The organism is Ruegeria sp. H9 (assembly GCF_056532915.1).
Genome location: NZ_JBQFNX010000007.1, coordinates 43,279 through 63,956, shown reverse-complemented (window position 1 = coordinate 63,956; position 20,678 = coordinate 43,279). Strand labels below are relative to the sequence as shown.

Genomic DNA, 20,678 nt, shown 5'->3' with positions numbered 1-20,678 from the left:
GATCTTTGGATGTGATCACGATCTCGTCCATGGTGCCCCAGGTAGATCATGTTCAGGTTATCCGCTGCAGAAAGGCTTCGGCGGTCGTGACGTGCTTGTCTTTGACATCCGAGGACATGCGCTCAGCCGTGCGGCACATCATTGCCCATCTTGGATTGCTGGCAAGCGTGCCCGCGTGTTTCAGGATGAAGCGCCAATACAGACCGTCCCATATGTCGGCCCACGGCCCTTTGCCCCAATGGCTCATTTTGCGGATGTAGTTTGAGCCGGAAAAATAGGGCTTCGTTGTGATCAGCCCGCCGTCAGCGTGCTGGCTCATGGCATAGGCGTTGGGAACCATGACCCAATCATAGCTGTCCACGAACATCTCCATGAACCAGCGGTAAACATCGTCAGGATCGATCTCGCAAAGGAACATGAAGCCACCCAGAACCATAAGCCGCTCGATGTGGTGGCAATACCCGGTTTTAAGCACCCTGCGGATCGTGTCGTCCAGCGGATCGATCCCTGTGCTGGCGTCGTAGAATGCGACTGGCATAGTGCGGCGATGGTTCCAGTGATTTGTGGTCCGCATCTTTACGCCTAGGTCATCATAGGTCGCCCGCATAAATTCACGCCATCCGATGATCTGGCGGATGAACCCTTCCACCGAATTCAGCGGAACATTTCTGCGATAGGCATGGGCGAGCGTGGTATTCAAGACTTGTTTCGGCGTCAAAAGTCCAATGTTCAATGCGGGCGTCAGGACAGCGTGCCAAAGCCAGCTTTCGCCTTCGACAATGGCATCCTCATAATCGCCAAACCGATCAAAGCGCCGTTCCAAAAACTGATTTAGCCAGTCGGCAGCTTCTTTGTGGAATGTTGGGTAATAAAGACGATCCAGTGTCCCCAGAGCGTCCGGAAACTCGGCAAGAACGCTGTCTTTTGCCGTTTGATCAATTGCATCATGGGTCGGCCAATCAATCCAAGGCAGGCTCTTGAGCAGCGCTTTGGGGACTTTCTTTCGATTGTCTTCGTCATAGCTCCATTGACCGCCCACCGGTTGATCGCCATTCATCAGCACGTTCAAACGGCGGCGTTGGCTTTTGTAGAACTCCGCCATGAACCAGCGCTTTCTGCCGGTCGACCAAGCCAGGTTATAGTCTTGTGTGTTCAAGAAGCCTGGGGACGGCTGTAAGTTGATTGTGATGTTTGTAATACCCGCCGCCGCACTTAGGCGTTTTTCGGCGATAAAATCGACAGGATCGACCATGTTCACTTGATCAACGCCGAGTTCTTGCAGGTTCTGAAATAACCGCAAACACGAACCCGCCTCCCGTTCATAGGGCCAGATCGTCGCGTCGAAACCCTGCCTAATCAGATCGTCGCGATATCGGGCCATCGATGACCGGTGCAGCCAAAGCTTTTGCTTGTGCATGTTGGCGGGATAGATCGGGTCGCCAAAGAATAGAGGGTCTTCAAAGAGCACCACTTTGTCCGGCTGGGGAGTCAGACTGGGATGTTGGGCAAACAGTTGGTTAGGGAGCAGCAGGGCAGCGGTTGACAAACTGAGATCTCACTTCGTTACAGCGATAAAATTCAACTGGCTCAGAACGTTCGGTATCTTTTTCTTTAGTCCGAAAAATCCCGCCTTCGCGTGGGGCCATGAGACAGCGTCGTAAGGGCGAATTAACCGTTCCAGCGTCAGGCCTGCTTCTCGCAAAATAGGCTCAGCACGATCTAACCTGGACCGTACCGGACCTATTGGCGCATAAGCAGTCGCAATTCTTCTTACTCCTGCACTTTGCGCAGCTTCAATTATTGGCAGACTCCAATCATCGGCAGATTGCGCACGCACTTCATGGTCTGACAAAACGCTGTTCATTGCTTCTTTTGCAAAATTCACCGGGATAAATCCAACCGGATTAGGGGAGCGACCGTGGGTTGCCAAAAGTCCTACCACTGCAACGGGCGGTACGGGCATGATGGATGCACCGGTCATGTCATCCTCGCTTACTAGCAATAGAAATGGCTCTTTCGGCTGCATTTGAAGAATTGGAAAAGAAAAACGTGGGTGTTCTACCGGTTCGGTCAGCGGTTCTGCGAACTTGGCCAACCCAGTGGGGCGAAATCGGCCTTCGGTATATTTGGCGATGTTGTCAGGTCGGGCGAGGTAGGTCTTGCCTTTCGTGTGCAAGCCCGCGACCCATCGCCAGCTCAATGTGTTCGACGCCGGATCACCATCAATCAGATGTCGCAAAAACAAGTCAGCGCCCAACTGCCAAGGCAGACGCAAGGTGAATATCCAGATTGAGGCAAACCAAATCCGCGCATGGTTATGCAGATAACCGGTGCCCACGAGTTCTTTTGCCCAATGATCAAAGCAGTCTATGCCGGTATTGCCTGACACTGCATCAGTATGGCGGCTTGCCAATGACGTGTCGTTATCAAGTGAGTTAAGCACGTCCATCAGGTCGCGTTGATAGTGTGACCAGACGCTTGGTCTTTGTTCCAGCCAACCTTTGAAGTAAGCCCGCCAAAAAACTTCTTGTACAAACTTCTCAGCAGTGTCGGGACTGTGCGACGCCAATACCCGTGTAAGCACCTCCTCTTCGGTCAACAAACGATGGCGGAGCCATGGTGACAAGACTGATACATTGTTGCGCCGCTCGGTCCCAAAATCGTAGCTCCGCGTGCGAGCATAGTTCTGTCCAGCACGCGTCACGAATTTCTCTAGCCGTTTGAGGCCACCCGCGCGCGTCGGGCTGAAATCGACGGTCTCGGGTAAAGTAATAAGTTCCGGGAACAGTTCAGTCATGCGGCGGATCTGCATTTTTTTGAGCAGTACTTAACCTCATCCCAGACCTTTTCCCATTTCTTGCGCCAAACAAACGGACGCTGACAGACTGAGCAGATTTTCTGTGGTAGATTCGCTTTTTTTCGCATCTTCATTCGGCGTCTCCGCGTGGTAGACTGAGCTGTGCTAGATCCTCTGTCGATCCTGTGCGTTTAAGTGTTCTTTTACCGGATTTTCTGCTGGTGTGTTTTGACATGATCTTTTTGGATCCATCGCGGAATTCATCGCCTCTGCGGACCCTCCAGACCCTTTCGCGCGCGGCTTTGACGGCCGCCAAATGATCAAAGACGCGTGCAGGATAGGCAAAGCCTATGATCTGCCCTGCGTTCGGTGCCGTCCAAGGTTCATGGATGTACGGGTCAGAGATCGGTGCCAATTCGGGCACCCATTTTCGAATGAACTGCTCATGCGGGTCCTGATCGCACCCCTGTTTCACTGGATTGTAGGTGCGCACCGTATTGATGCCCGTGGTTCCCGATTGCATCTGCACTTGGCTACAATGAATACCCGGCTCGTAATCCGAAAACATCCGCGTCAAATGCAAACCCCGAGCCCACCAATCAAGCCAGAGGTGATAGCTAGCCGTGGCCGTCACCATTGCCCGCATCCGAAAATTCAGCCACCCAGTCGCTGAAAATGACCGCATGCAGGCATCAAAAAACGGATACCCCGTTTCCCCCCTTGACCATGTGGAACGTAAATCCGCGTGGGGCTCCCGAGGACGAAGACCATCGTAGAGCGGATTCAAATTCTCCGACTCCATCCGCGGTTCGTCCTCAAGCTTTTGAATAAAGTGGCAATGCCAATGGAGCCGGCTGGAATATGATCGGAGAGATTTGCGCCAATTTCTGGCATTCGCAGGCATTGAACGACGCTGTCGATCCGTCGCTTGCTTCACTTCACGCATCGAAAACGCACCCCATGCAAGATAAGGCGAAATGCGCGAGCACGCGACTGAGCCCTCAATAGGGCTCGACATTTCGCGCCGATATCGTTTGCCGCGGCTGATCAGATAACTATCCAAGGAATCAAGTCCCGCACGGCGGCCACCAAATTGGCGATGGGCGCATGGATCATCCGCCAGGTTAAGGTCACACCGGATCGGCGTGGGGACGAGCTCTATGTCTAAAGGGGTAAGTTGCGTTGACGAAGACACGGGCCGCTCCATAAACTCTGTCCAACGGGCCGCCCAGCCATCGCGGGATTTAAGCGGGCGAAACACACCATGGTTCTGAACCTGGGTCCAAGGATTACCTCTCTGCCCGCACCACGCGCTAACTTCACGATCCCGCCGATAGGTCCAATCATTTCCCTTTTCATCATGTGACCAAAGGGCTTCGATCAGTCGGCAGGTCGCCAAATCAGACAGCGCCTGTGTCACCCGACCCATACGTACGATGAGCAGTTGGCCCAAGTCCGCTAAATCTCCACGCAATTCAGCAAGTGTTTCGGCAACAAAGTCCCAATGTCGCGCCGCGGCATCGGGTTGCTGCCAAAGCTCGGGCTCAACCACATAAAGCGGCAAAACCGGACCGATACGAGACGCCTGCGCCAACGCCTCATGATCATCGACCCGGAGATCGCGTTTGAACCATACAACCTGCACGTAGTCTCCTTTTTGATACAATACGTGAAAGCTCTTACGTTGGATCTGCCGTCCGACAAGTCACCTACCAGTGTCAGACTTGAGCACAATGAACTCTGGCAAACCGCACTCAAACAAGAACTCGAATGTCCACAAATTTTTCGGTTCGATACTGCTCCGATTTCGCGTTTGCACCGAATTTCCATTCTTAGGAGCTACGTAGCCGGGTATCTAAAGGTAACTGGAAAGCAAGTTTGGGTCGTTCGTTTATGGCTCAATGTCAGCTCTGGGCGCATCGGTGCGTTTGGGGTGAGGCGCAGCATTTGGGAGATTGGGCACGAAGCAGTCGTTGTTTGAATTCAACTCAATGTCTGCTCTACGGACAAAGCCGCCTTTTGATTGCTTGCGATCAACGACTATTTCTAACCAGATGCGGCCACCTTTAGCTTGATATAAGTACTCGGCAGGCCAAGCCGCCAAGGTCCGCTGATTTTTCCAGTTTTAGTTTGCCGCCGTAAGCGTTCATCAGATCAACACAGATTGCCAAACCCAATCCTGTGCCGCTGACAGAGGTATCCAACCGACCTCCGGATCGAACTACTCCGTCAAGTGCATCCTCCGGAATTCCTTGTCCGTCATCCTCAATGCAAATCTCAATGCCGCCGTCTACACGCTTTGCGGCGATGTGAATTGTTGTCCGACACCACTTGAGCGCGTTGTCGAGAAGGTTTCCAATCACCTCTTCGATGTCCTGAGTATCCATTCGAACCTGAATCCCATCCTCGCAATCTGTCGTCAGAGATTTTCCTTCGCGTTCCGCCATGACCGAAAACAGTCTGGATAACCTGTTGACGGAATTGGTAAGGTCAGTTCGTGAATGCGTAAGTTCTGCGGTGTTCGACGCACGCATACGCGCAAGTGAGCGCTTTAGCTGAGCATCAATTCGATTTAACGCGTCATCTGCAGGTTCGATATCTGCACCCGCGTCCGACAAAATCGCCAGTTCATTTCTGAGAATTGCCGTCGGTGTTTTGAGCGCATGTGCCAGATCCGCAGCTTGTCGCCGAGAACCAGACACAATTTCACGATTCCTGTGAAGCAATTTATTTAGGTCCTCAACAAGCGGCGAAACCTCTTCTGGGTAGTCTTCCGGAATCAAGTCATCTCCTTTGTCCCAGCGATGCACCACATCTGCGCGCAGTTTTTTGAGTGGGCCAATAATTGCTGACATCAACAACAACGAACCGGCAACTCCAATCAAACCAACCAATCCAAAAACCGGTAGCAAGTTGTTTTGCGCGGCTCTGCGTTCGCTTATCAGCTCTCGCCTGCTTTCGGCGACCGTTACGCCCCACTCGGTTCCGTCTTCGAATGTGATTCTCTGATATGCGCTACGAACGGCTTCGCTTTCCGGACCTGTGGTGTTCCAAACGATTGCCTCTTCGCTCACACGTACAGGTTCGGAAATTGTCTCGTCAAAGAGCGAGGCTGATGTGAATGTAGCCCCGTTTCCATCGGTAACCTGCCAGTATCTGCCTGAATACGGCGTTCCATAGGCTGGATCGAATATCAGTTCGCGCAATGCCTCAGGGTTATGCGTCGTTGCGCTCAAACCGACAACGAGTTGGGTGTGCCGGTCACGTAGCGTCTGGTCGAATTGTTCCAGAACACGTGTGTTGATGTACGAAAACACAATCAACGTTCCGACGCCGACAGAAAGCGCGCCTGTCGCAAGGCCGCCAAGCAAAGCGCGTTGGCGCAGCGATAACATCAGGCCGTATCGATCATATAGCCGCGTCCTCTGACCGTTGTAATAAGGTCAGAGCCCAGTTTCTTTCGCAGCCGGGTTATGAAGACGGCAATGGTGTTCGAATCCCTGTCACCGTCATATTCATAGATATGCTCTGACAACTCGGTACGTGACACCATGCGTCCGATGTTGTGGGCAAGGTATGTCAGAACTGCGATCTCTTGCGCCGTCAGATCAACAGGAATGCCGCCCACGCTGACGCGACCGTTTCGTGTATCGAGCATAACGTCCCCCATTTCGATAACCGGGTTTAACTGACCGCTTTGTCGGCGCAGGATGGCCCGTACACGAGCGGCCAGCTCGGGCATGTGAAATGGCTTGGTCATATAGTCATCAGCACCTGCATCAAGACCATCCACCCGCTCGCTCCACCCATCGCGGGCGGTGAGGATCAACACGGGCGTCTTGACGCCCGCGCTGCGCCATTCGCGCAGGACAGAAATACCGTCGCGTTCCGGCAACCCGATGTCGAGGATGATCATGTCGTAAGGTTCGGTCGCACCTAGGTGCAGGGCGTCAGTACCATTCTTGGCCACATCTACCACGCGGCCTTCTGCGCTAAGAAGTTTCTTAATCTGCTCGCATAGCTGCGGTTCATCTTCGGCCAGAAGTACTCTCATATTCAAAAACTACAGTCACAACTGCTTTGGTTTAAGCCCTATTTTTTACCGTTGCCCTTGCCGTTCCCGCCAGAGTTGCCGCCGCCGTTTCCACCGCTGTTTCCGCCACCATTGCCGCTGCTGTTACCACTGCTATTACCTCCTCCGTTTCCACCACCATTTCCACCTCCATTGCCGCCGCCGTTGCCATTGTCGCCGCCGTTGCCGCCGCCGTTGCCATTGCCACCGCCGTTTCCACCAGCATTGCTATTGCCACCGCTTTTGCCGTTGTTTCCACGGCTCGCAGAAGCTCCACGATTGCTGTTGGTGTCGCGGCTGTTGTTGGCGTTGGCGGGGTTCGAACGGGCTGCTTTCGATATTTGACGCCCAACACTGGATCGATTGGAAACGACTGTACCGGTCTGTGCATTCACAATGACACTGACAATTTTTCCATCGGGCTTTTTGACTAGAATACGATAGTAAATTTGATCAGCCTGAAACGCGCGCGCATCGACAGGGGTGCCGCCATAGGCTTTTTCGACACCTTTGATAACCCGTTTCAAACGAATGGTGTCCCCGGTCAGGGTCGCTTTGCGCAGTTCACCTTGCTTGAGCTCGCGTGTCTGGGCAGCCGCTTCCCCAAAAGGCAAAGCAACAATCAGGCTTGCCACCACCAAGATCACCTTCGCGCGCATGAAAGTCCTCGTAAAAGTCCTCGTATTTCGCGGCTAGAGACTACGTCTTTCGACATGAACCGATGATGAACAAGCAGTTAGCCCTGCGTTCAAGCACCCTCAAGTTAAATGGCAAGAAGCATTGGGGATTCGTGCGTGAATCGAGACTATTGAACATAGCGAGTTGTTTCAGAAAACTGATACCCGCTGATTTCCACCGAGGAGGTCGATATGAAAATCACCAGTTTGAGACTGCTAAAAGCATCGACCCTGGCAATCGCGTTGTTGGGATCTACAGCCATCGTAGCCACCGTTGCGGTGCCGGATATTGCATTTGCAAAGGAGGGCAAAGGCAATGGCGGTGGAAAGGGAAACGGTCCAGGCAACGGCAAAGGCGACGATAAAGGAAACGGTGGAGGCAACGGCGGCGGAAAAGGCAATAGCGGTGGCAAGGGGAACTCTGCCAGCGGAGATCGTGGTGACCACAGTTTCGCCGGTAACAAAGGCGGAAAGAAAGGTGCCGACAAAAGTCTTGGTGGCCGAAACACCGGTAAATCCAAGACAAAATCTTCGCGCTCTGCTTTGGGCAAGGGCGGTCGTTTTTCCTTGAAGGATATCTTTAGCGGCAAAGGCAAGTCGAGAACGGTTGCCACATCTGGAAAACGCTCGACCACCAGCGGTAGCAAACAAAAGCCCAGGACGTACAAGAAGCCTTCGAAAACAGTAATTGTCGAAGAGTCCATTCGCCCAGCGGTCAGGGAAAAGGGGAACAAGATGGCGGCACTTCTTGGTGCCCACCCGTCTGAGTTAGGGGCGCTCAATGCCGCCAACGCCAGCGCAACTGCATTAGAAAATGCAGCACCCAATTCCCGCGTAGGCCGAATTGCCAATTATCGAGATACCGTGTTGGCCGGAGAACCCTTGCGCGAAGAGCTTGAGGAACAATTGGAAGAGCTCGCTGGCTTGGAGCCGCCGGAGCGGACTGTTCCTGAGATTGAAGAAGACCTGGAAGCCGCGTTGAGTGAAGTCCAGGAAAACCAGGAACGCGTCGAGGATCTCGAACAAGCTCTGGAAGACGCAGGCGGAACTGACCCAGAGATTGAGGAGCAATTGGATGAAGCCCGCGCTGATTTGGACTCTTCGATCGAAGCAGCGCAGGACCTGAACGATGAACGTCAGGCTGCCGTCGAATACGAAGAAGCGACTGAACAAGTGCAAGAACTGGCTGACCAGGTCGAGGAACAGGAATTGACCGAACGGGAAGCCCTGGAAGCCGCCGCCAACAAACCCGTGACCGACGCCGTTGAACACGAGGTAAAGGTGCTGTTGGGTCTGTAACGAAAGACAACGACTCTCTGCGTCAATCAACCCTCAGTACTGACCACTCACGGAAGTACTGAAACCCGGGTCGGCCAAAGGCTTCACAGAATGGGTAGCAGCTGGCCGGATACTTTTGCATATCAAAGGCTACGCCCTTTTTCCCAAAGGCATAATAAAGAAACCCCGCCCCATAACTGGAGCGGGATTTAGTTTTCAATTCCAATATCTAGGACGGATACCGGGAATTGTGTGGGGGTCTGCTGAACTGCCTTCAGACGTTGTTATGTGCCTCGGAAAGCCGCTTGTTTTTGACGATCTGTGTTAATGCATTTTCGATAGGAGGGAAGCGACCACTGCTCGATTTGGTCGTGGTTGACAAACGTTCTCCGGCGATTTTGCCGGAGGTTTGCATCACAGCTGTTGTGCTGGACTCTTCAGTCACAAAGGCAGACTTGATCATGCGTTTCCCCTTGTCAGCGATCAAACGGAACAACGTCCCTATTGATCCAACACCGTCACTATGCCTGAGACTGTTTGAACACTCTGAGAATACATTGTTCACGTTCAGTTAATGTTGTTCGCGAAATAAAGACAAACGAATAGGCGGGCGACCAGATGGAGGAAGAACATCCCGTTTTGATGCTTTAGTTGAATTTGCGATGACAATCGCAGCCGATGATTTCAGCTCGTGAACAAACTGCTGCATCGGAAAGCGACTCTTCGCTTATGAACTCGCTAAGGCCCATTCAAGATCATATCTAGGCTAAGAAGCTGAAAAAGGCGCTGGGAATGAAAAAGATTGTTGGGATTCTAGCGGTGGCACTTACCGTGCAAGGCGCGTCATTTGCGAACGCCAGTGTCAGCTTGTGGAGCCTTAGCACGGGGCACGTTAGCGGAACCGGCGCCACCTCGCCGATCCATGTGAAATCCAAATCCGGACATTGTCCGCCGGGCTTGGCAAAAAAGGCAATCCCGTGCGTACCGCCTGGACAGGCAAAGAAATATCGACGTGGCGATTACATCTATGATGGGTATGTCCGCATTGATGATCCCAGCCGTTGGGGACTACGGCGCAACGGATATTACGTGCGTGCCGGAGATTATGTTTACGAAGTAAACCGTGAAACACATGAAGTGCTGAACCTGATAGGGGCAATCACCGACATTCTGAATTGAGAGCTGGTATCGCTCACCACCTTGAAGCACTGTTTGCGGCCATTCGGTTGGATTGCGGCAGTCGAAAGTATGGACTCGCTACGGCCATTCACTGTGGTGCGCTTGGACTGGTGGTGAAAGCCCTGAGCGGACCTTGATCGCCGTTTAGGGCTTCGCTCTTGCAGCAAGTCGCGAACTGCAAAAAAAGGTCGTTAGACCTAATGACGACTAAAGGCGAGTGTGCAGACAAAGACGCCGTTCAGTTTTTGGGTGGTTCGTAGGGATCGGGCGTTCCCGGTGGAATCGGAGGGTATTCCTCGAAGGTAGCGATGTGCTCTTGCAGCTGCGGAAGCGCCTTTTCGACCGCCCACGTGTAAGGGAAAAGTACACTTTCGCGCTCGTGTGGATCGTTCAATAGATTGTAGACCCTTGGTGTGTCGAAAGACTCCGTTGCGCCAAAAGCCGTCGTATTCTCTTTGAAAAGAACTTTCCAATCCTTCCATTTTACGCCGAATATTTGCTCTCCCATGTAAACGATCACGCCTTCTCGGTTTGAATTTGGCTGGACACCAAGAAAGAACTTCGACTGGTCGATGCCATCAAAGGCCCTGTCATCAGGCACCTTGCCGCCTGCGAATGCCGCAAGTGTCGGATAGAGGTCCATCGAATGGACAACATCGTTGCTTGCTGAGCCCGCGGGAATCTTACCCGGCCACTTGATCGCAAAAGGCACGCGCATGCTTCCTTCGAGGCTCGTGAACAGAGTGCCACGCCAGGGCCCGGCGGTGCCATGTACCGCTGGCATGGGCGAGACATTTGCGTTTCCAACCGGAAGAGCTTCGGGGCCATTGTCAGCAGTAAATATCACCACAGTGTCGTCGGAAACACCTGCCGCCTCGATCGCATCCACGATGCGCCCGACATAGGTATCTGTTTGAAGCAGAATATCGGCCCAAACACCATTACCGGTGGCGCCATCAAATTCCTCGGACGCGATATTTGGATAGTGAGTCTGAGTATAGGCAAGATAGATAAAAAACGGCGCTTCTTCGGCACTCTTCGCTTTGATAAACTCGATAGCCTTTTTCGTCAGGTCGCCGTCTATCTCGCCGCGATAGTCGAGATCGTAGTCCCGCGCGATGGTTGCTGGCTCACCTGCAACACCCTGCATCACAACAGGCTCTTCCAAGTTGGCTTCAGCAAATCCCGGAAGCGTGCGCCAGACTGTAACGTCAGTGGTCTCAACTCCGAAAAATTCGTCGAATCCTTGATTCGTTGGATATCGTCCTTCGGTCCAGCCAAGGTGCCACTTGCCGTACATGGCCGTGTTGTATCCCACATCCTTTAGCATCTCGGCCATCGTGATTTCCCACTGAGTTAGGCCGTAGACACCGCCGCCTAGTGGGACCGTGTGGTTGCCGCTCCGGATGCCATATCGTCCCGTCATGGTCGCTGCGCGGGACGGCGTGCACTGGCTTTCCACGTTGAAGTTCGTGAGTCGCAGTCCCTCCGCGGCGAGGGCATCCATCTCGGGGGTCGCTGTACCTCGGATTATGCCACCTCCATTGAACCCGGGTTCACCCCAACCAAAATTATCTAGAAATATGAATACGATGTTTGGTTTATCTTGAGCTGAAGCTCCCGTGGCAAATTGAAGGGATAAGGCCAGTAGGAATGTTCGCGACAACCATTTCATAACAACGCCTCCAATCAAGATCACAGGTTCAAGTCTGACGATCCAGGCCACCACTCGTCAAGAACACCCACTCGTTGCGGTATTTTCTCACAACGGCTGAGCGTTAAAGAATTGGGCGAAGCTGCGATCCGATTTTGGTCGAACTTCGCCCGGGGTCCTTGTGCAAAACTAAGAAAAACTGTTGTTTTCCTTGACGAACAGCCGGCTCAGATGTTGCCATGGGCTGGCATTCAGCTCGGCTGGGAGGTTCAAATGAAGTTTTTTCTGACGACATCAACAGCAATAGTTTCCGCAGCATTCATAACAAGCTCTTCACATGCTCAAGAGGCCGCTCAAGGTGGGCAAGTTGGAGAGATGACCATATCAGTTGATGATATGCGTGAACCCGCGCCTGCTGATTTCTCACCTTATGCAGGTCGAAACTTTCCTACACGACCTCTGTGGGGTGACACTCACCTGCACACGTCAAATTCGCTCGATGCGCGGGGATTTGGCGTCATTCTGAGCCCCGACGATGCCTATAGGTTTGCACGTGGTGAGGAAGTCACCACCTCGCATGGCCTCCGTGTGCAGTTGTCGCGCCCGCTCGACTGGCTAGTCGTTTCCGATCACTCTGATGCCATGGGCGCCATGAATGAAATCGTAGCAGGGAACTCCACTCTGATGCGAGACCCAACGCTTCGAGACTGGAACGAGCGCCTAAACGCTGGTGGGGACGTTGCGCTTGGTGCAACAATGGAAGTTATTGAAACCTTTGCGGGCATCACCGGAGACGCTCTTCCCGAGGCTGTTTCAGATCGCAGGTTCGTACAATCCGTATGGGACGAGTTCACGCAAACTGCAGATCATCACAACGCCCCCGGCACATTCACTGCGTTCATCGGGTACGAATGGACGTCCACAGAAGGAGGCAACAACCTCCACCGCAACGTGATCTACCGAGATGATGCCATTCGCGCACGGCAGATGCTGCCATTCACAACCGCAGAAACTTTTAATCCCGAACGTTTGTGGGACTGGATGGAAACTTATGAACTAGAGACCGGCGGCCGTGTGCTGGCCCTTGCCCACAACGGTAACGTCTCCAATGGCCTGATGTTTCCTGTCGAGACCAACCCTGAAACGGGTGAACCATTGACAGAAGATTACGCAGAGCGGCGCGCCAAGTGGGAGCCGATGTATGAGATCACCCAGATCAAGGGCGATGGAGAAACCCACCCGTTTCTCAGCCCGAATGATGAGTTCGCGGACTATGAAACCTGGGATAAGTCAAATCTGGGTCCGACACCCAAAGAAGACTGGATGCTTCAGTACGAATACGCGCGTGAGGCTTTGAAGAATGGTCTTAAACTAGAGGCTCAACTCGGCACCAATCCATACAAGTTCGGAGTAGTGGGCTCGACCGACAGCCATACGGCTTTGGCAACGGCGGAAGAAGACAATTTCTTTGGCAAACACTCCGGTGTCGAACCGGAACCTGGCCGTTGGCAGCATGTCGTTGGCGAGTTCGATACGACAAGGATTCTTGGGTGGGAAATGGCAGCCTCAGGTTACGCTGCAGTCTGGGCAGAAGATAACACGCGCGAAGCGATATTCGATGCCATGGAGAGGAAAGAAGTATATGGGACGACTGGTAGTCGCATCGCGGTTCGCTTCTTTGGTGGCTGGGACTTTACTGAAGCTGATGCAAAATCTCGTTTGCCCGCCGACGTCGGATATGAAAAAGGCGTTCCGATGGGTGGGGACCTCGCAACCGCTACAGAAGGCGCGGACTCCCCGACATTCCTGGTCGCTGCCCTGAAAGACCCGTTTTCCGGCAATCTCGACCGTATTCAGATTGTGAAAGGCTGGTTAAATGCCAACGGCGACACTGAAGAGCGGGTTTATGACGTGGCATGGTCGGGAGACCGCGAACCTGATGCGGACGGCAACCTACCGGCGGTGGGGAATACCGTGGATGTTGCAACGGGTACGTTTACCAATTCGATAGGATCCCCGGAACTGATCACTGTTTGGACGGACCCTGAATTCGATCCTTCTGTGCGGGCTTTCTACTACGCCCGCGTCCTGGAAATTCCCACACCGAGGTGGACAATTTACGATGCCGTTCGGTTCGGAGACGAATTGCCTGCTGAAGTGCCGACCTCAACACAAGAACGCGCTTACACTTCGCCAATTTGGTATACTCCCGGGGGGTGAAATATACCAAATACCTACGTCGTTGCTGTAAAAGCCCGGCAGTTCAGGTCGCCGCAACATTAGGCTAATCCGTTCATGCGACCGTCCGCTAAGAGCTAAACTCGGTCATTCGCAACCGATCGTAAAAACGTCCGCTTTGGGACCGGACGAGAATTTAAGGCACATTTTTTGGGAGGGTAGAGGCAAGCTCCATACGGTTACCGCGAATAGAATCCATCACGAAGTTCTTGCCTCAGACGCAAACGCTCAGGGTATTCTTTCATGAATTGCTCGGGTGGTTTGCCTTCCCAAACTTGCGCATAAACCCGCATTTTGTTGCCGCCATAGATCTTTGCAAGGTCCTCGTTTGAATAGCCCCGCGCCCAAAGGTCATCGGTTATCGCCGCAAGGATTTTGGCGAGTTCGCCGTTGCCGGTAGCCCCTTTGTTGAACGCGTCGATCATGTAGCCGCCATCATCGTACATACTCGCATTGTCAGTCGCCCACTGCACGACGAGTTCAAGTGAGAACATGTCATCCGTTGCGATTCCGACATGGTCAACTCCTACAAGTCGGACGTAATAGTCGATCATGTCAGCGGCCTGCTTGGGTGAGATATCTTCAGGCCAGACGCCGTCCATCATCCATTCAGTGAAGGTCGGAGAAATGTAGCCGCCCGATTTGGCCGCGCGCAGCGCCTCGTCGTCGGGAATGGCACGATAACACCCGCGCAGCGTCGCATTCGGTTCATTCGCGTAAAGACCAGCAGGGACAGAGTGCGTGTAAACAAAAGGCACACCGGGATAGGTCTCATCCATGTAGTCCATTGCGTCATTGGCCGTTTTTGAGCCAGTATGGCTCAGGTCCAGCAGGATACCGAACCTCACCATTTCATCGATGACCGACTTCCCCCAAGGGGTCAGACCAATATCGCGCCCGTTGTAGGCCGCCAATTGTCCTGAACCTGTGCGGAAGATGTCATTGTAGGCCAGGATCATACTCTTGATCCCCATATCCTTGAGCACCGCCATCTTCTTAAGGTCGCCGTCAAGGATCGTGGCCGTTTGGCTGTTCCAGATGACCGCCGTTTTGCCTTGTAAATGGGCAGCTTCGATATCGCGGGTTTCATTCACAATCAGGTAGTTTTCCGGTTGCTGCGCCATGGCCGCACGGAAGTGGTAATGCTGATCCAGAAAGGTTTCGAAAGACATATCTGCAGCAGCCAGCGTCATTTCGTGCCCTGTGATACCGTTCTCGCGAGCACGCTCAAAGTATGTGTGAAGCTGCTCGTCTTCGGTCCAGCCGGTGCCGTGGGGGCTGGCCAACATGCCAAGGACAATTGCGTCCTGCACAAATTGCTTCGCCTCATCTGACGCTTCCCAAGTCTTGCTTTCCTCGCTGGCGTTCAATGCGCCCCCAATAGCAATCGCTATGGCACCTAGGGCTAACAAGGTCTTCATGTCCGAACCTCCCAATCTACTTTGCTTTTTGGTTGTCACTCTCGAACCATCTCAGAAAACGATCCGAGTTCTTAGACCGAACAGCATAATGCTATCCTGCGTGGGGTTCAGCAGCGGGTCAGAAATGAACTGCAGTGATGGCGTGATCTGCAGCCCGGGTGATATTGAAAAACGATAGAATGCTTCGAGCGTGAACTGATCACCGTCTATGCCCCTTGCCTCGGCCCAGTTCAGTCCCAGCCCGGCCAGATCGGTATTGCGACCGTAATATCCCAGACCCGCAGAAACGGACCGATCATAAAGCGCCGCTGTCCCTTTTGAGGCCCCTGCCCTGAAGAATGGCATCCATTTATTGCCAACAAACCAAGCCGCTGAGAAGGCAGCCCCATAATCTTCAGGGCGGCTACCATCGTCGGCTGCATCCGCATGCCAAAGGGTCAAATGGATATTGTCAAAGTAGATGCGATCAAAGCCGGAGGTGTAACCAAGCTCGAGTGACTTGAAGAGATTGCCATCGCTAAACACATCAAAGTTTGGATCAGACGGGTCGGCGTTTGCGTCTGAGATGCTCGCAACAGCGTAGAAGTTTTCGCTCAGCTTTACCCCACCGGCAATGCCAAGGCCTTGATTGGGTGTGTTAATAGTCGGATTGGTATTGAAAGACAGGTTCTGGAAACCGCTGTATGGGCTGACCAACCCATAAATGTCCACAAAGTCCGTTACATCAATCTGCCCGACTTGCAGCGTCCACGCGCCGTTCTCGGCCCTTTGCGTCCAGAATAGATTGGTCAGCAGCAAACCATTATCGTTGAAGGCTGTCCCAGTGATCGAAAGTGCTCCGCCATCCAGCCCAAGAAACTGTGGGGCAACATCAGTGTAACTGTGCCGATCTTCGATCTTGAATGTCAAAGAGCCGCGTTCAGTTGCCTGCCAACTACCGTAAAAACGCGCAATTCCGCTTGCCGCTTCGCCGGTTCCAAGATCAGCATTCGTGGATTGGCCCAATGCCAAGTAGTCAATATTGAAGCGAAAACCGTCCTCTGCCAGTCGGTCTTTCCACTGAAACCAACCTGGTGCGATATTGCGTGGAAAATCGGTACGGTATTGCGGATCGGTTAGCCCATCGCCGGGCTCTAGATCAGCTTCAACTGAAGATGGTCCGGATAGTCCTTGGGCCGACGCTGCGCCAGCAAAGGCAATACTCAATGCGGCAAACAGAAGTCTTATCATTCAGACGTCTTTGCCCCGCTGGTCTTGCGAGCTCCCGCCGCCCGGATGCGATCGGCGGCGCGCTGCCTCCATTCAAGCCTGTCTGCTTCAGTCTCCAGAGTTTCGACACGTTCCGTCTCCAACTGGAACGTCGCATTCATAGGCATAAGGCCGTCCACAACCATCATGTTCTGAACAGAAGGATTGATGGTCAAAGTGCCCGTCAGCCGAACGGGTTCGTGGAAATAGCTGGGCGTCCAGTCGCCGTTCAGCCGTACACGGATCATTTGGTTGGGCGGAGGTGGAGGCATGTGACTGCACATCCCGCGTTCCGGCACCAGATAGGCGACAGGTCGCCCATCCGGATCGCTCGGGGCGGGAATGGCAAAGCCCACGAGGGTGATTGTTTGACCGTCGAATTGCGGATTTCCATTTGTACCGGCTTTTCTTCGACGTTCCGTTACGACCTCTCGCTGATCCAGCAGCCAGTCGACATCAATACCATCTGCCGCCAAGGCATCCTCAGTCTCGGTCAGAAGCTCTTGCCATTTCTGCCTTTCTTCATTGCTACCAGATTCCCGCTGCAATCTGCCGCGCAGCCTTACGACGTAAAGAACATCGTCGAACTGTTCAGCGCTAAGTTCGCGATAGGGGTCTTCAAAGACCTGCGCGGACGGGTCAGGCAGGTCAGACCAGTCTAACGCGGTTCCTGGCGTCGCCATGACAGGATGAGCACACCAAACCAACCCTGCGAATACTATGGAGCGGAAGCAATGTCGCATAAATACTCTCCGGCTGTTCAGACAGGTCAATCCAGCGTGTTTTTGTAGATGACGCCGTCCTTCATGATCAGGCGGATCGTATCTGGGCTTTCAGGCCTCGGGTCGGCACCGAACCATTGATCACCCGTGCCAACAACCGTGAAGTCTTCAAGTGGGTTACCATCGATGAGCAGGATATCCGCATAAGCTCCTTCCTCGATAACGCCCAGTTTTCCGGCGGTATACGGGTTCATAAAGTCACCTGACAAAGCGACCACCTCACCACCCGTCGATGTCAGCGTCACCATCGACGTGTAGGGTCCAAAAAACTCATTGTTCAGGTGCTTCTCGTAGGCAATCTGGATATTGCATGCCTCGACCGAACCAACACAGTCGGTCTGGAACCCTCGCTTCACCGGGCATTCCTTCATATTGTCGATGTAGCCTGCAAATGTAGCCGAGGCGGACTTTGCCTTAGCAAGGCTCGACGGGACGTTTGCCACTGCCGGGATATCGAGCAATCCGGGATCGAAGGCCGTCAGGTTGGTGGTAATGTATGCCCCTTTTTCGTTCATGACTTGGGCAATTTCACAGTCAAACGAGAAGCCATGTTCGATCGACATCACACCCGCATCTAGCGCGCTCAGGATTGCTTCCTTCCGATAGGAATGCGCCATGACATAGCTGCCATACTCGTTTGCCACCTGTACCGCAGCTTTGATTTCCTCAGGCGATCCAGCCAGCAACTGCCACGGATCGAAGGCCGATACGACGCCACCAGATTGCATGAACTTCAACTGCGTCGCGCCCATGCGGAAATTGTTGCGTGCGAACTTGTAAACGTCATCAACACCGCTAATTTCCTGCGCCAAGTTCAGCCTGCTCATGTTTGTTTCAGACCCGGGCGGTGCGGTGAAATTCGCGAAGTCAGCGTGACCACCTCGCGTTCCGATAAATGCACCAGATGGAAAGTAACGCGGGCCGTCAATTTGGCCTGCGTCAATTGCGCGACGTAACCCGCCATTGGCGCCACCCGCATCCCTGACTGTGGTGAAGCCCTGCATCAAATACATCTCGGCCATCCGTGCACCGTGTATGGCAAAGTCCTCCCACGTTGTGTTGGCCTCCATCGCAGGTAACGTAGGCCCCATCAGCATGAGGTGCGCGTGCAGTTCAATAAACCCGGGGGTCAGTGTCCGTCCCTCTCCGTCAATGACCGTAGCATTGGGGGCATCGATCGCATCGGTTGATACGGCCTTAATCAGATTACCCTCGACCAATACGCTGGCATTCTCGATACGCTGTTCATTCACGCCATCGAAGACATGCACATTGGTAAACAGCGTTTGAGGTTCTTCTTGATCCTGAGCCTGCGCGGACGTTGAAAAAGATAGACCTGCAGCGACAATTACCGTCGAGCAAAGGGACATTCGTAGACCGGACATAAGCACTCCCTTCATATTCGTGTTTTGCAAACTGTAGTCCGGAAAATCTTGGCTCGGTTGCCACTTTCGAATTAGGATGTTCGAAAGTGATTGAAAAAATGGCCACTTCTTAAAACTAATCCAGACAAGGGTGACGAGCTTGCCTTTCAACTCCACCTCTCAAGAGCATAGCGAGGGCTTTATTCGCCTCTCCTTAGCTGCTCCGTTCCTGCAATATCTCACCGAACGTAAGATCAATCCGCAACCAGCATTGGATCAGGTCGGCCTGAAAGCTGAACTTTTGTCTGACCCAGCCGTGTTCGTGCACTCAGAGTTGGTCTACGGTTTGGTAAATGCCTTCTCAGAAGTGTCAGGAGATCGATACCTTGGACTGAAAGTAGGGGAGACGTTTGACCTGCAAGAGTGGCCTCCGTTCGCTCAGGCCCTGCAATCGACAAAGACGCTGTTCGAGTTCTTTACCCGTTTCGTCGGCCTTGTACCGCAGGAATCCAATTCTGTGCGACATAGCCTTGTCGTTGAAGCAGACAAAGCGACTTATCGAATCGAAAGGCAACAAGAGCCTACTGTGCCGCCGATTCAGGTGACCGGTTTTGGTGCCGCAATCTATGTACGCCTATTGCAGACCGTCGTCGGGGATGCCTGGGATTCTTCGCGTGTGCGATGGGAAAGCAGATACATCAACGGTCTGCCTATCGACTACAAGGGGATCGAGGTCGGCCTTGGGACCGATCCCGGAATGCAGATTAGTTTCCCTGTAGAATGGTTGTTTTTGCACCATGTCTCTGAGGGCTCTGCCAAGCCCATCGCCTCACCGCGACAAGATGAAGAAGTAACCGTAGTAGCTGCTTTGCGATCTGTTTTGCGCGATAAGCTGGATGAAACCGATTTGGGACCAGAGGTGGTGGCTGGATTGTTGGGAATACAGCCGGAACGGTTTCTTAAGGCGCTTCAGCAGCAAGGCACAACGCTGCCCCGCGAAATCAAACGGCTGCGTGTCGATGTCGCCAAGGAACACCTCGGAGAAGACAAAATGACAATAGCTGAGATCGGTCTGATGCTCGGCTACTCCGACAAATCCCATTTCACACGCTTTTTCAGGGGCCAGACCGGAATGACACCGACAAAGTTCCGTCTGGGTTCGTAATTACGTTGCAAATGCGCGGATCGACAGGGCGAACTCGACCTCGCAACAAAAGCAAAGGCGCGACCAGACTGCCGTCCCGACCGCGCCTTAAATCATTCTATTCGAACGCCATTATTGGCCCGTGGTCTCTACGCACGTTCCCTTGCCCCATCCTGACTTGCTGCCAGAGGCAGAGTAATCAAACGTGCCCTTCTCAGGGTGAACGTTATAATTCAGCGTGTAATCCTCACCGACATACAGATAGGTCAGGGTGTCGAGACCGGGAAACACATCCACATCCTTGTCGATATCCCCGATCGTGATGTGGCCCTTCTGCTGGCCATCATACTTCACAAGCCGAGCGGCCATTTCCGGGTGTTCCGCATCCGGTGCCTCACATTCAAACACCCGTTCCTCGGCGAATGCGGCTGCAGGCAATAGGGTAAGAAGCAGAGCTGCCTTTTTCATTGATTTCCAATCTGTATTCGATCTGTTGCACTGCGGCGGCTATTGACGATTTTGGGCGGAATTTTGTCCAAACTCGGGTCGTTCTGCGGTCTCGTTGCACGCATCTCGTTAGACCAATTCACGTTTGGGTTTCGCCTGCGTTTTGAGGTGAGCCCTAAGCACATTTCCATCGCGTTTTGGGGAGTATCCAACCCAGCATTGAGGGCTCGAAGACAGAGACAATGGGTCTATGCGCCCATCAGCTGCTGAGAAATTTCTTAGGGTTCATCATGGCAGCCATTTGGAACCTCAATTTGTGAATTCCAATGCTGAAGGGGGCAGCGCGGGACCGGGCCAACTCTGCCCTATAGCTTTGC

20 protein-coding genes are annotated in these 20,678 nt (G+C 53.2%); 5 read left to right on the top strand and 15 right to left on the bottom strand.

Annotation, left to right across the window (positions count from 1 at the left end; translation table 11 throughout):
* Nucleotides 1-52: 52 nt before the first annotated feature.
* From ACR0CZ_RS19810 to ACR0CZ_RS19795, 4 genes are read right to left on the bottom strand one after another with little or no spacing between them, the layout of a single operon-like run.
* Complete coding sequence (locus ACR0CZ_RS19810) at nucleotides 53-1,546, bottom strand: cryptochrome/photolyase family protein (RefSeq protein ID WP_170396006.1); 1,494 nt, start codon at nucleotides 1,544-1,546, stop codon at nucleotides 53-55.
* A 9-nt stretch (nucleotides 1,547-1,555) separates the two neighbouring features.
* Entirely contained in the window at nucleotides 1,556-2,797 is a 1,242-nt protein-coding gene (locus ACR0CZ_RS19805; protein ID WP_170396005.1) for an FAD-binding domain-containing protein, read from the bottom strand.
* A complete protein-coding gene (locus ACR0CZ_RS19800) occupies nucleotides 2,794-2,925 on the bottom strand; it encodes a DUF2256 domain-containing protein (protein ID WP_480537249.1) in 132 nt (43 codons plus the stop codon). The genes ACR0CZ_RS19805 and ACR0CZ_RS19800 overlap by 4 nt, the downstream gene beginning before the upstream one ends.
* A gap of 2 nt (nucleotides 2,926-2,927) precedes the next feature.
* Entirely contained in the window at nucleotides 2,928-4,391 is a 1,464-nt protein-coding gene (locus ACR0CZ_RS19795; protein WP_480537248.1) for a cryptochrome/deoxyribodipyrimidine photo-lyase family protein, read from the bottom strand.
* Here ACR0CZ_RS19795 and ACR0CZ_RS19790 point away from each other — a divergent pair.
* Nucleotides 4,302-4,778, top strand: coding sequence for a hypothetical protein (locus tag ACR0CZ_RS19790; protein WP_480503998.1), 477 nt, complete (start codon nucleotides 4,302-4,304; stop codon nucleotides 4,776-4,778). The genes ACR0CZ_RS19795 and ACR0CZ_RS19790 overlap by 90 nt on opposite strands.
* Nucleotides 4,779-4,863: 85 nt before the next feature.
* On the opposite strand, the gene ACR0CZ_RS19785 is transcribed toward ACR0CZ_RS19790, so the two are convergent.
* The 4 genes from ACR0CZ_RS19785 to ACR0CZ_RS19770 all read right to left on the bottom strand — a co-directional run bounded on the left by ACR0CZ_RS19785 (nucleotide 4,864) and on the right by ACR0CZ_RS19770 (nucleotide 8,250).
* A complete protein-coding gene (locus tag ACR0CZ_RS19785; RefSeq protein WP_170395999.1) occupies nucleotides 4,864-6,192 on the bottom strand; it encodes a sensor histidine kinase in 1,329 nt (442 codons plus the stop codon).
* Nucleotides 6,192-6,851 (bottom strand): response regulator transcription factor, encoded by a 660-nt coding sequence (locus ACR0CZ_RS19780; RefSeq protein ID WP_170395997.1) that lies wholly within the window; start codon nucleotides 6,849-6,851, stop codon nucleotides 6,192-6,194. The genes ACR0CZ_RS19785 and ACR0CZ_RS19780 overlap by 1 nt, the downstream gene beginning before the upstream one ends.
* 38 nt (nucleotides 6,852-6,889) lie before the next feature.
* A complete protein-coding gene (locus ACR0CZ_RS19775; RefSeq protein ID WP_480503985.1) occupies nucleotides 6,890-7,528 on the bottom strand; it encodes a PepSY domain-containing protein in 639 nt (212 codons plus the stop codon).
* A 146-nt stretch (nucleotides 7,529-7,674) separates the two neighbouring features.
* Nucleotides 7,675-8,250, bottom strand: coding sequence for a hypothetical protein (locus ACR0CZ_RS19770; RefSeq protein WP_170395995.1), 576 nt, complete (start codon nucleotides 8,248-8,250; stop codon nucleotides 7,675-7,677).
* Nucleotides 8,251-8,281: 31 nt separating this feature from the next.
* Here ACR0CZ_RS19770 and ACR0CZ_RS19765 point away from each other — a divergent pair, with 31 nt between their 5' ends.
* The gene (locus tag ACR0CZ_RS19765; RefSeq protein ID WP_170395994.1) at nucleotides 8,282-8,845 is read left to right on the top strand and encodes a coiled-coil domain-containing protein; all 564 of its coding nucleotides are present in this window, start codon (nucleotides 8,282-8,284) and stop codon (nucleotides 8,843-8,845) included.
* Between the two features lie 253 nt (nucleotides 8,846-9,098).
* Here the strand turns inward: ACR0CZ_RS19765 and ACR0CZ_RS19760 are convergent, their stop codons facing one another.
* Nucleotides 9,099-9,287 carry a hypothetical protein gene (locus ACR0CZ_RS19760; protein ID WP_170395992.1) on the bottom strand — a complete coding sequence of 63 codons (189 nt, stop codon included), beginning with the start codon at nucleotides 9,285-9,287 and terminating at the stop codon, nucleotides 9,099-9,101.
* 329 nt (nucleotides 9,288-9,616) lie between these two features.
* On the opposite strand from ACR0CZ_RS19760, the gene ACR0CZ_RS19755 reads away from it, so the two are divergent.
* Nucleotides 9,617-10,003 carry an excinuclease ABC subunit A gene (locus ACR0CZ_RS19755; RefSeq protein ID WP_480503983.1) on the top strand — a complete coding sequence of 129 codons (387 nt, stop codon included), beginning with the start codon at nucleotides 9,617-9,619 and terminating at the stop codon, nucleotides 10,001-10,003.
* Nucleotides 10,004-10,241: 238 nt separating this feature from the next.
* Here the strand turns inward: ACR0CZ_RS19755 and ACR0CZ_RS19750 are convergent, their stop codons facing one another.
* Complete coding sequence (locus ACR0CZ_RS19750) at nucleotides 10,242-11,678, bottom strand: arylsulfatase (protein ID WP_170395990.1); 1,437 nt, start codon at nucleotides 11,676-11,678, stop codon at nucleotides 10,242-10,244.
* 354 nt (nucleotides 11,679-12,032) lie between these two features.
* Between ACR0CZ_RS19750 and ACR0CZ_RS19745 the strand changes: the two genes are divergently transcribed.
* Nucleotides 12,033-13,877 (top strand): DUF3604 domain-containing protein, encoded by a 1,845-nt coding sequence (locus tag ACR0CZ_RS19745; RefSeq protein ID WP_480503980.1) that lies wholly within the window; start codon nucleotides 12,033-12,035, stop codon nucleotides 13,875-13,877.
* Nucleotides 13,878-14,074: 197 nt separating this feature from the next.
* Here the strand turns inward: ACR0CZ_RS19745 and ACR0CZ_RS19740 are convergent, their stop codons facing one another.
* The 4 genes from ACR0CZ_RS19740 to ACR0CZ_RS19725 all read right to left on the bottom strand — a co-directional run bounded on the left by ACR0CZ_RS19740 (nucleotide 14,075) and on the right by ACR0CZ_RS19725 (nucleotide 18,731).
* A complete protein-coding gene (locus ACR0CZ_RS19740) occupies nucleotides 14,075-15,316 on the bottom strand; it encodes a membrane dipeptidase (protein WP_170395986.1) in 1,242 nt (413 codons plus the stop codon).
* Nucleotides 15,317-15,367: 51 nt separating this feature from the next.
* Nucleotides 15,368-16,546 carry a carbohydrate porin gene (locus ACR0CZ_RS19735; protein WP_170395984.1) on the bottom strand — a complete coding sequence of 393 codons (1,179 nt, stop codon included), beginning with the start codon at nucleotides 16,544-16,546 and terminating at the stop codon, nucleotides 15,368-15,370.
* On the bottom strand, nucleotides 16,543-17,247 hold the full coding sequence (locus ACR0CZ_RS19730; RefSeq protein ID WP_480503978.1) for a DUF3299 domain-containing protein: 705 nt from the start codon (nucleotides 17,245-17,247) through the stop codon (nucleotides 16,543-16,545). Before ACR0CZ_RS19730 ends, ACR0CZ_RS19735 begins: the two co-directional genes overlap by 4 nt.
* A gap of 86 nt (nucleotides 17,248-17,333) precedes the next feature.
* A complete protein-coding gene (locus ACR0CZ_RS19725; RefSeq protein WP_170395980.1) occupies nucleotides 17,334-18,731 on the bottom strand; it encodes an amidohydrolase family protein in 1,398 nt (465 codons plus the stop codon).
* A 139-nt stretch (nucleotides 18,732-18,870) separates the two neighbouring features.
* Here ACR0CZ_RS19725 and ACR0CZ_RS19720 point away from each other — a divergent pair, with 139 nt between their 5' ends.
* Complete coding sequence (locus ACR0CZ_RS19720) at nucleotides 18,871-19,875, top strand: AraC family transcriptional regulator (RefSeq protein WP_170395978.1); 1,005 nt, start codon at nucleotides 18,871-18,873, stop codon at nucleotides 19,873-19,875.
* A gap of 111 nt (nucleotides 19,876-19,986) precedes the next feature.
* On the opposite strand, the gene ACR0CZ_RS19715 is transcribed toward ACR0CZ_RS19720, so the two are convergent.
* On the bottom strand, nucleotides 19,987-20,322 hold the full coding sequence (locus tag ACR0CZ_RS19715; RefSeq protein WP_170395976.1) for a hypothetical protein: 336 nt from the start codon (nucleotides 20,320-20,322) through the stop codon (nucleotides 19,987-19,989).
* Between the last annotated feature and the right edge of the window lie 356 nt (nucleotides 20,323-20,678).

Excerpts from the sequence above, each read along its gene's own strand:
- ACR0CZ_RS19740 (WP_170395986.1), bottom strand. The coding sequence starts at position 15,316 with ATGAAGACCTTGTTAGCCCTAGGTGCCATAGCGATTGCTATTGGGGGC.
- ACR0CZ_RS19715 (WP_170395976.1), bottom strand. The coding sequence starts at position 20,322 with ATGAAAAAGGCAGCTCTGCTTCTTACCCTATTGCCTGCAGCCGCATTC.
- ACR0CZ_RS19735 (WP_170395984.1), bottom strand. The coding sequence starts at position 16,546 with ATGATAAGACTTCTGTTTGCCGCATTGAGTATTGCCTTTGCTGGCGCA.
- ACR0CZ_RS19785 (WP_170395999.1), bottom strand. The coding sequence starts at position 6,192 with ATGTTATCGCTGCGCCAACGCGCTTTGCTTGGCGGCCTTGCGACAGGC.
- ACR0CZ_RS19775 (WP_480503985.1), bottom strand. The coding sequence starts at position 7,528 with ATGCGCGCGAAGGTGATCTTGGTGGTGGCAAGCCTGATTGTTGCTTTG.
- ACR0CZ_RS19770 (WP_170395995.1), bottom strand. The coding sequence starts at position 8,250 with ATGGACTCTTCGACAATTACTGTTTTCGAAGGCTTCTTGTACGTCCTG.
- ACR0CZ_RS19765 (WP_170395994.1), top strand. The coding sequence starts at position 8,282 with ATGGCGGCACTTCTTGGTGCCCACCCGTCTGAGTTAGGGGCGCTCAAT.
- ACR0CZ_RS19725 (WP_170395980.1), bottom strand. The coding sequence starts at position 18,731 with ATGTCCGGTCTACGAATGTCCCTTTGCTCGACGGTAATTGTCGCTGCA.
- ACR0CZ_RS19805 (WP_170396005.1), bottom strand. The coding sequence starts at position 2,797 with ATGACTGAACTGTTCCCGGAACTTATTACTTTACCCGAGACCGTCGAT.
- ACR0CZ_RS19800 (WP_480537249.1), bottom strand. The coding sequence starts at position 2,925 with ATGCGAAAAAAAGCGAATCTACCACAGAAAATCTGCTCAGTCTGTCAG.
- ACR0CZ_RS19730 (WP_480503978.1), bottom strand. The coding sequence starts at position 17,247 with ATGGCGACGCCAGGAACCGCGTTAGACTGGTCTGACCTGCCTGACCCG.
- ACR0CZ_RS19760 (WP_170395992.1), bottom strand. The coding sequence starts at position 9,287 with ATGATCAAGTCTGCCTTTGTGACTGAAGAGTCCAGCACAACAGCTGTG.
- ACR0CZ_RS19745 (WP_480503980.1), top strand. The coding sequence starts at position 12,033 with ATGACCATATCAGTTGATGATATGCGTGAACCCGCGCCTGCTGATTTC.
- ACR0CZ_RS19790 (WP_480503998.1), top strand. The coding sequence starts at position 4,302 with ATGTCGCGCCGCGGCATCGGGTTGCTGCCAAAGCTCGGGCTCAACCAC.
- ACR0CZ_RS19750 (WP_170395990.1), bottom strand. The coding sequence starts at position 11,678 with ATGAAATGGTTGTCGCGAACATTCCTACTGGCCTTATCCCTTCAATTT.
- ACR0CZ_RS19755 (WP_480503983.1), top strand. The coding sequence starts at position 9,617 with ATGAAAAAGATTGTTGGGATTCTAGCGGTGGCACTTACCGTGCAAGGC.
- ACR0CZ_RS19780 (WP_170395997.1), bottom strand. The coding sequence starts at position 6,851 with ATGAGAGTACTTCTGGCCGAAGATGAACCGCAGCTATGCGAGCAGATT.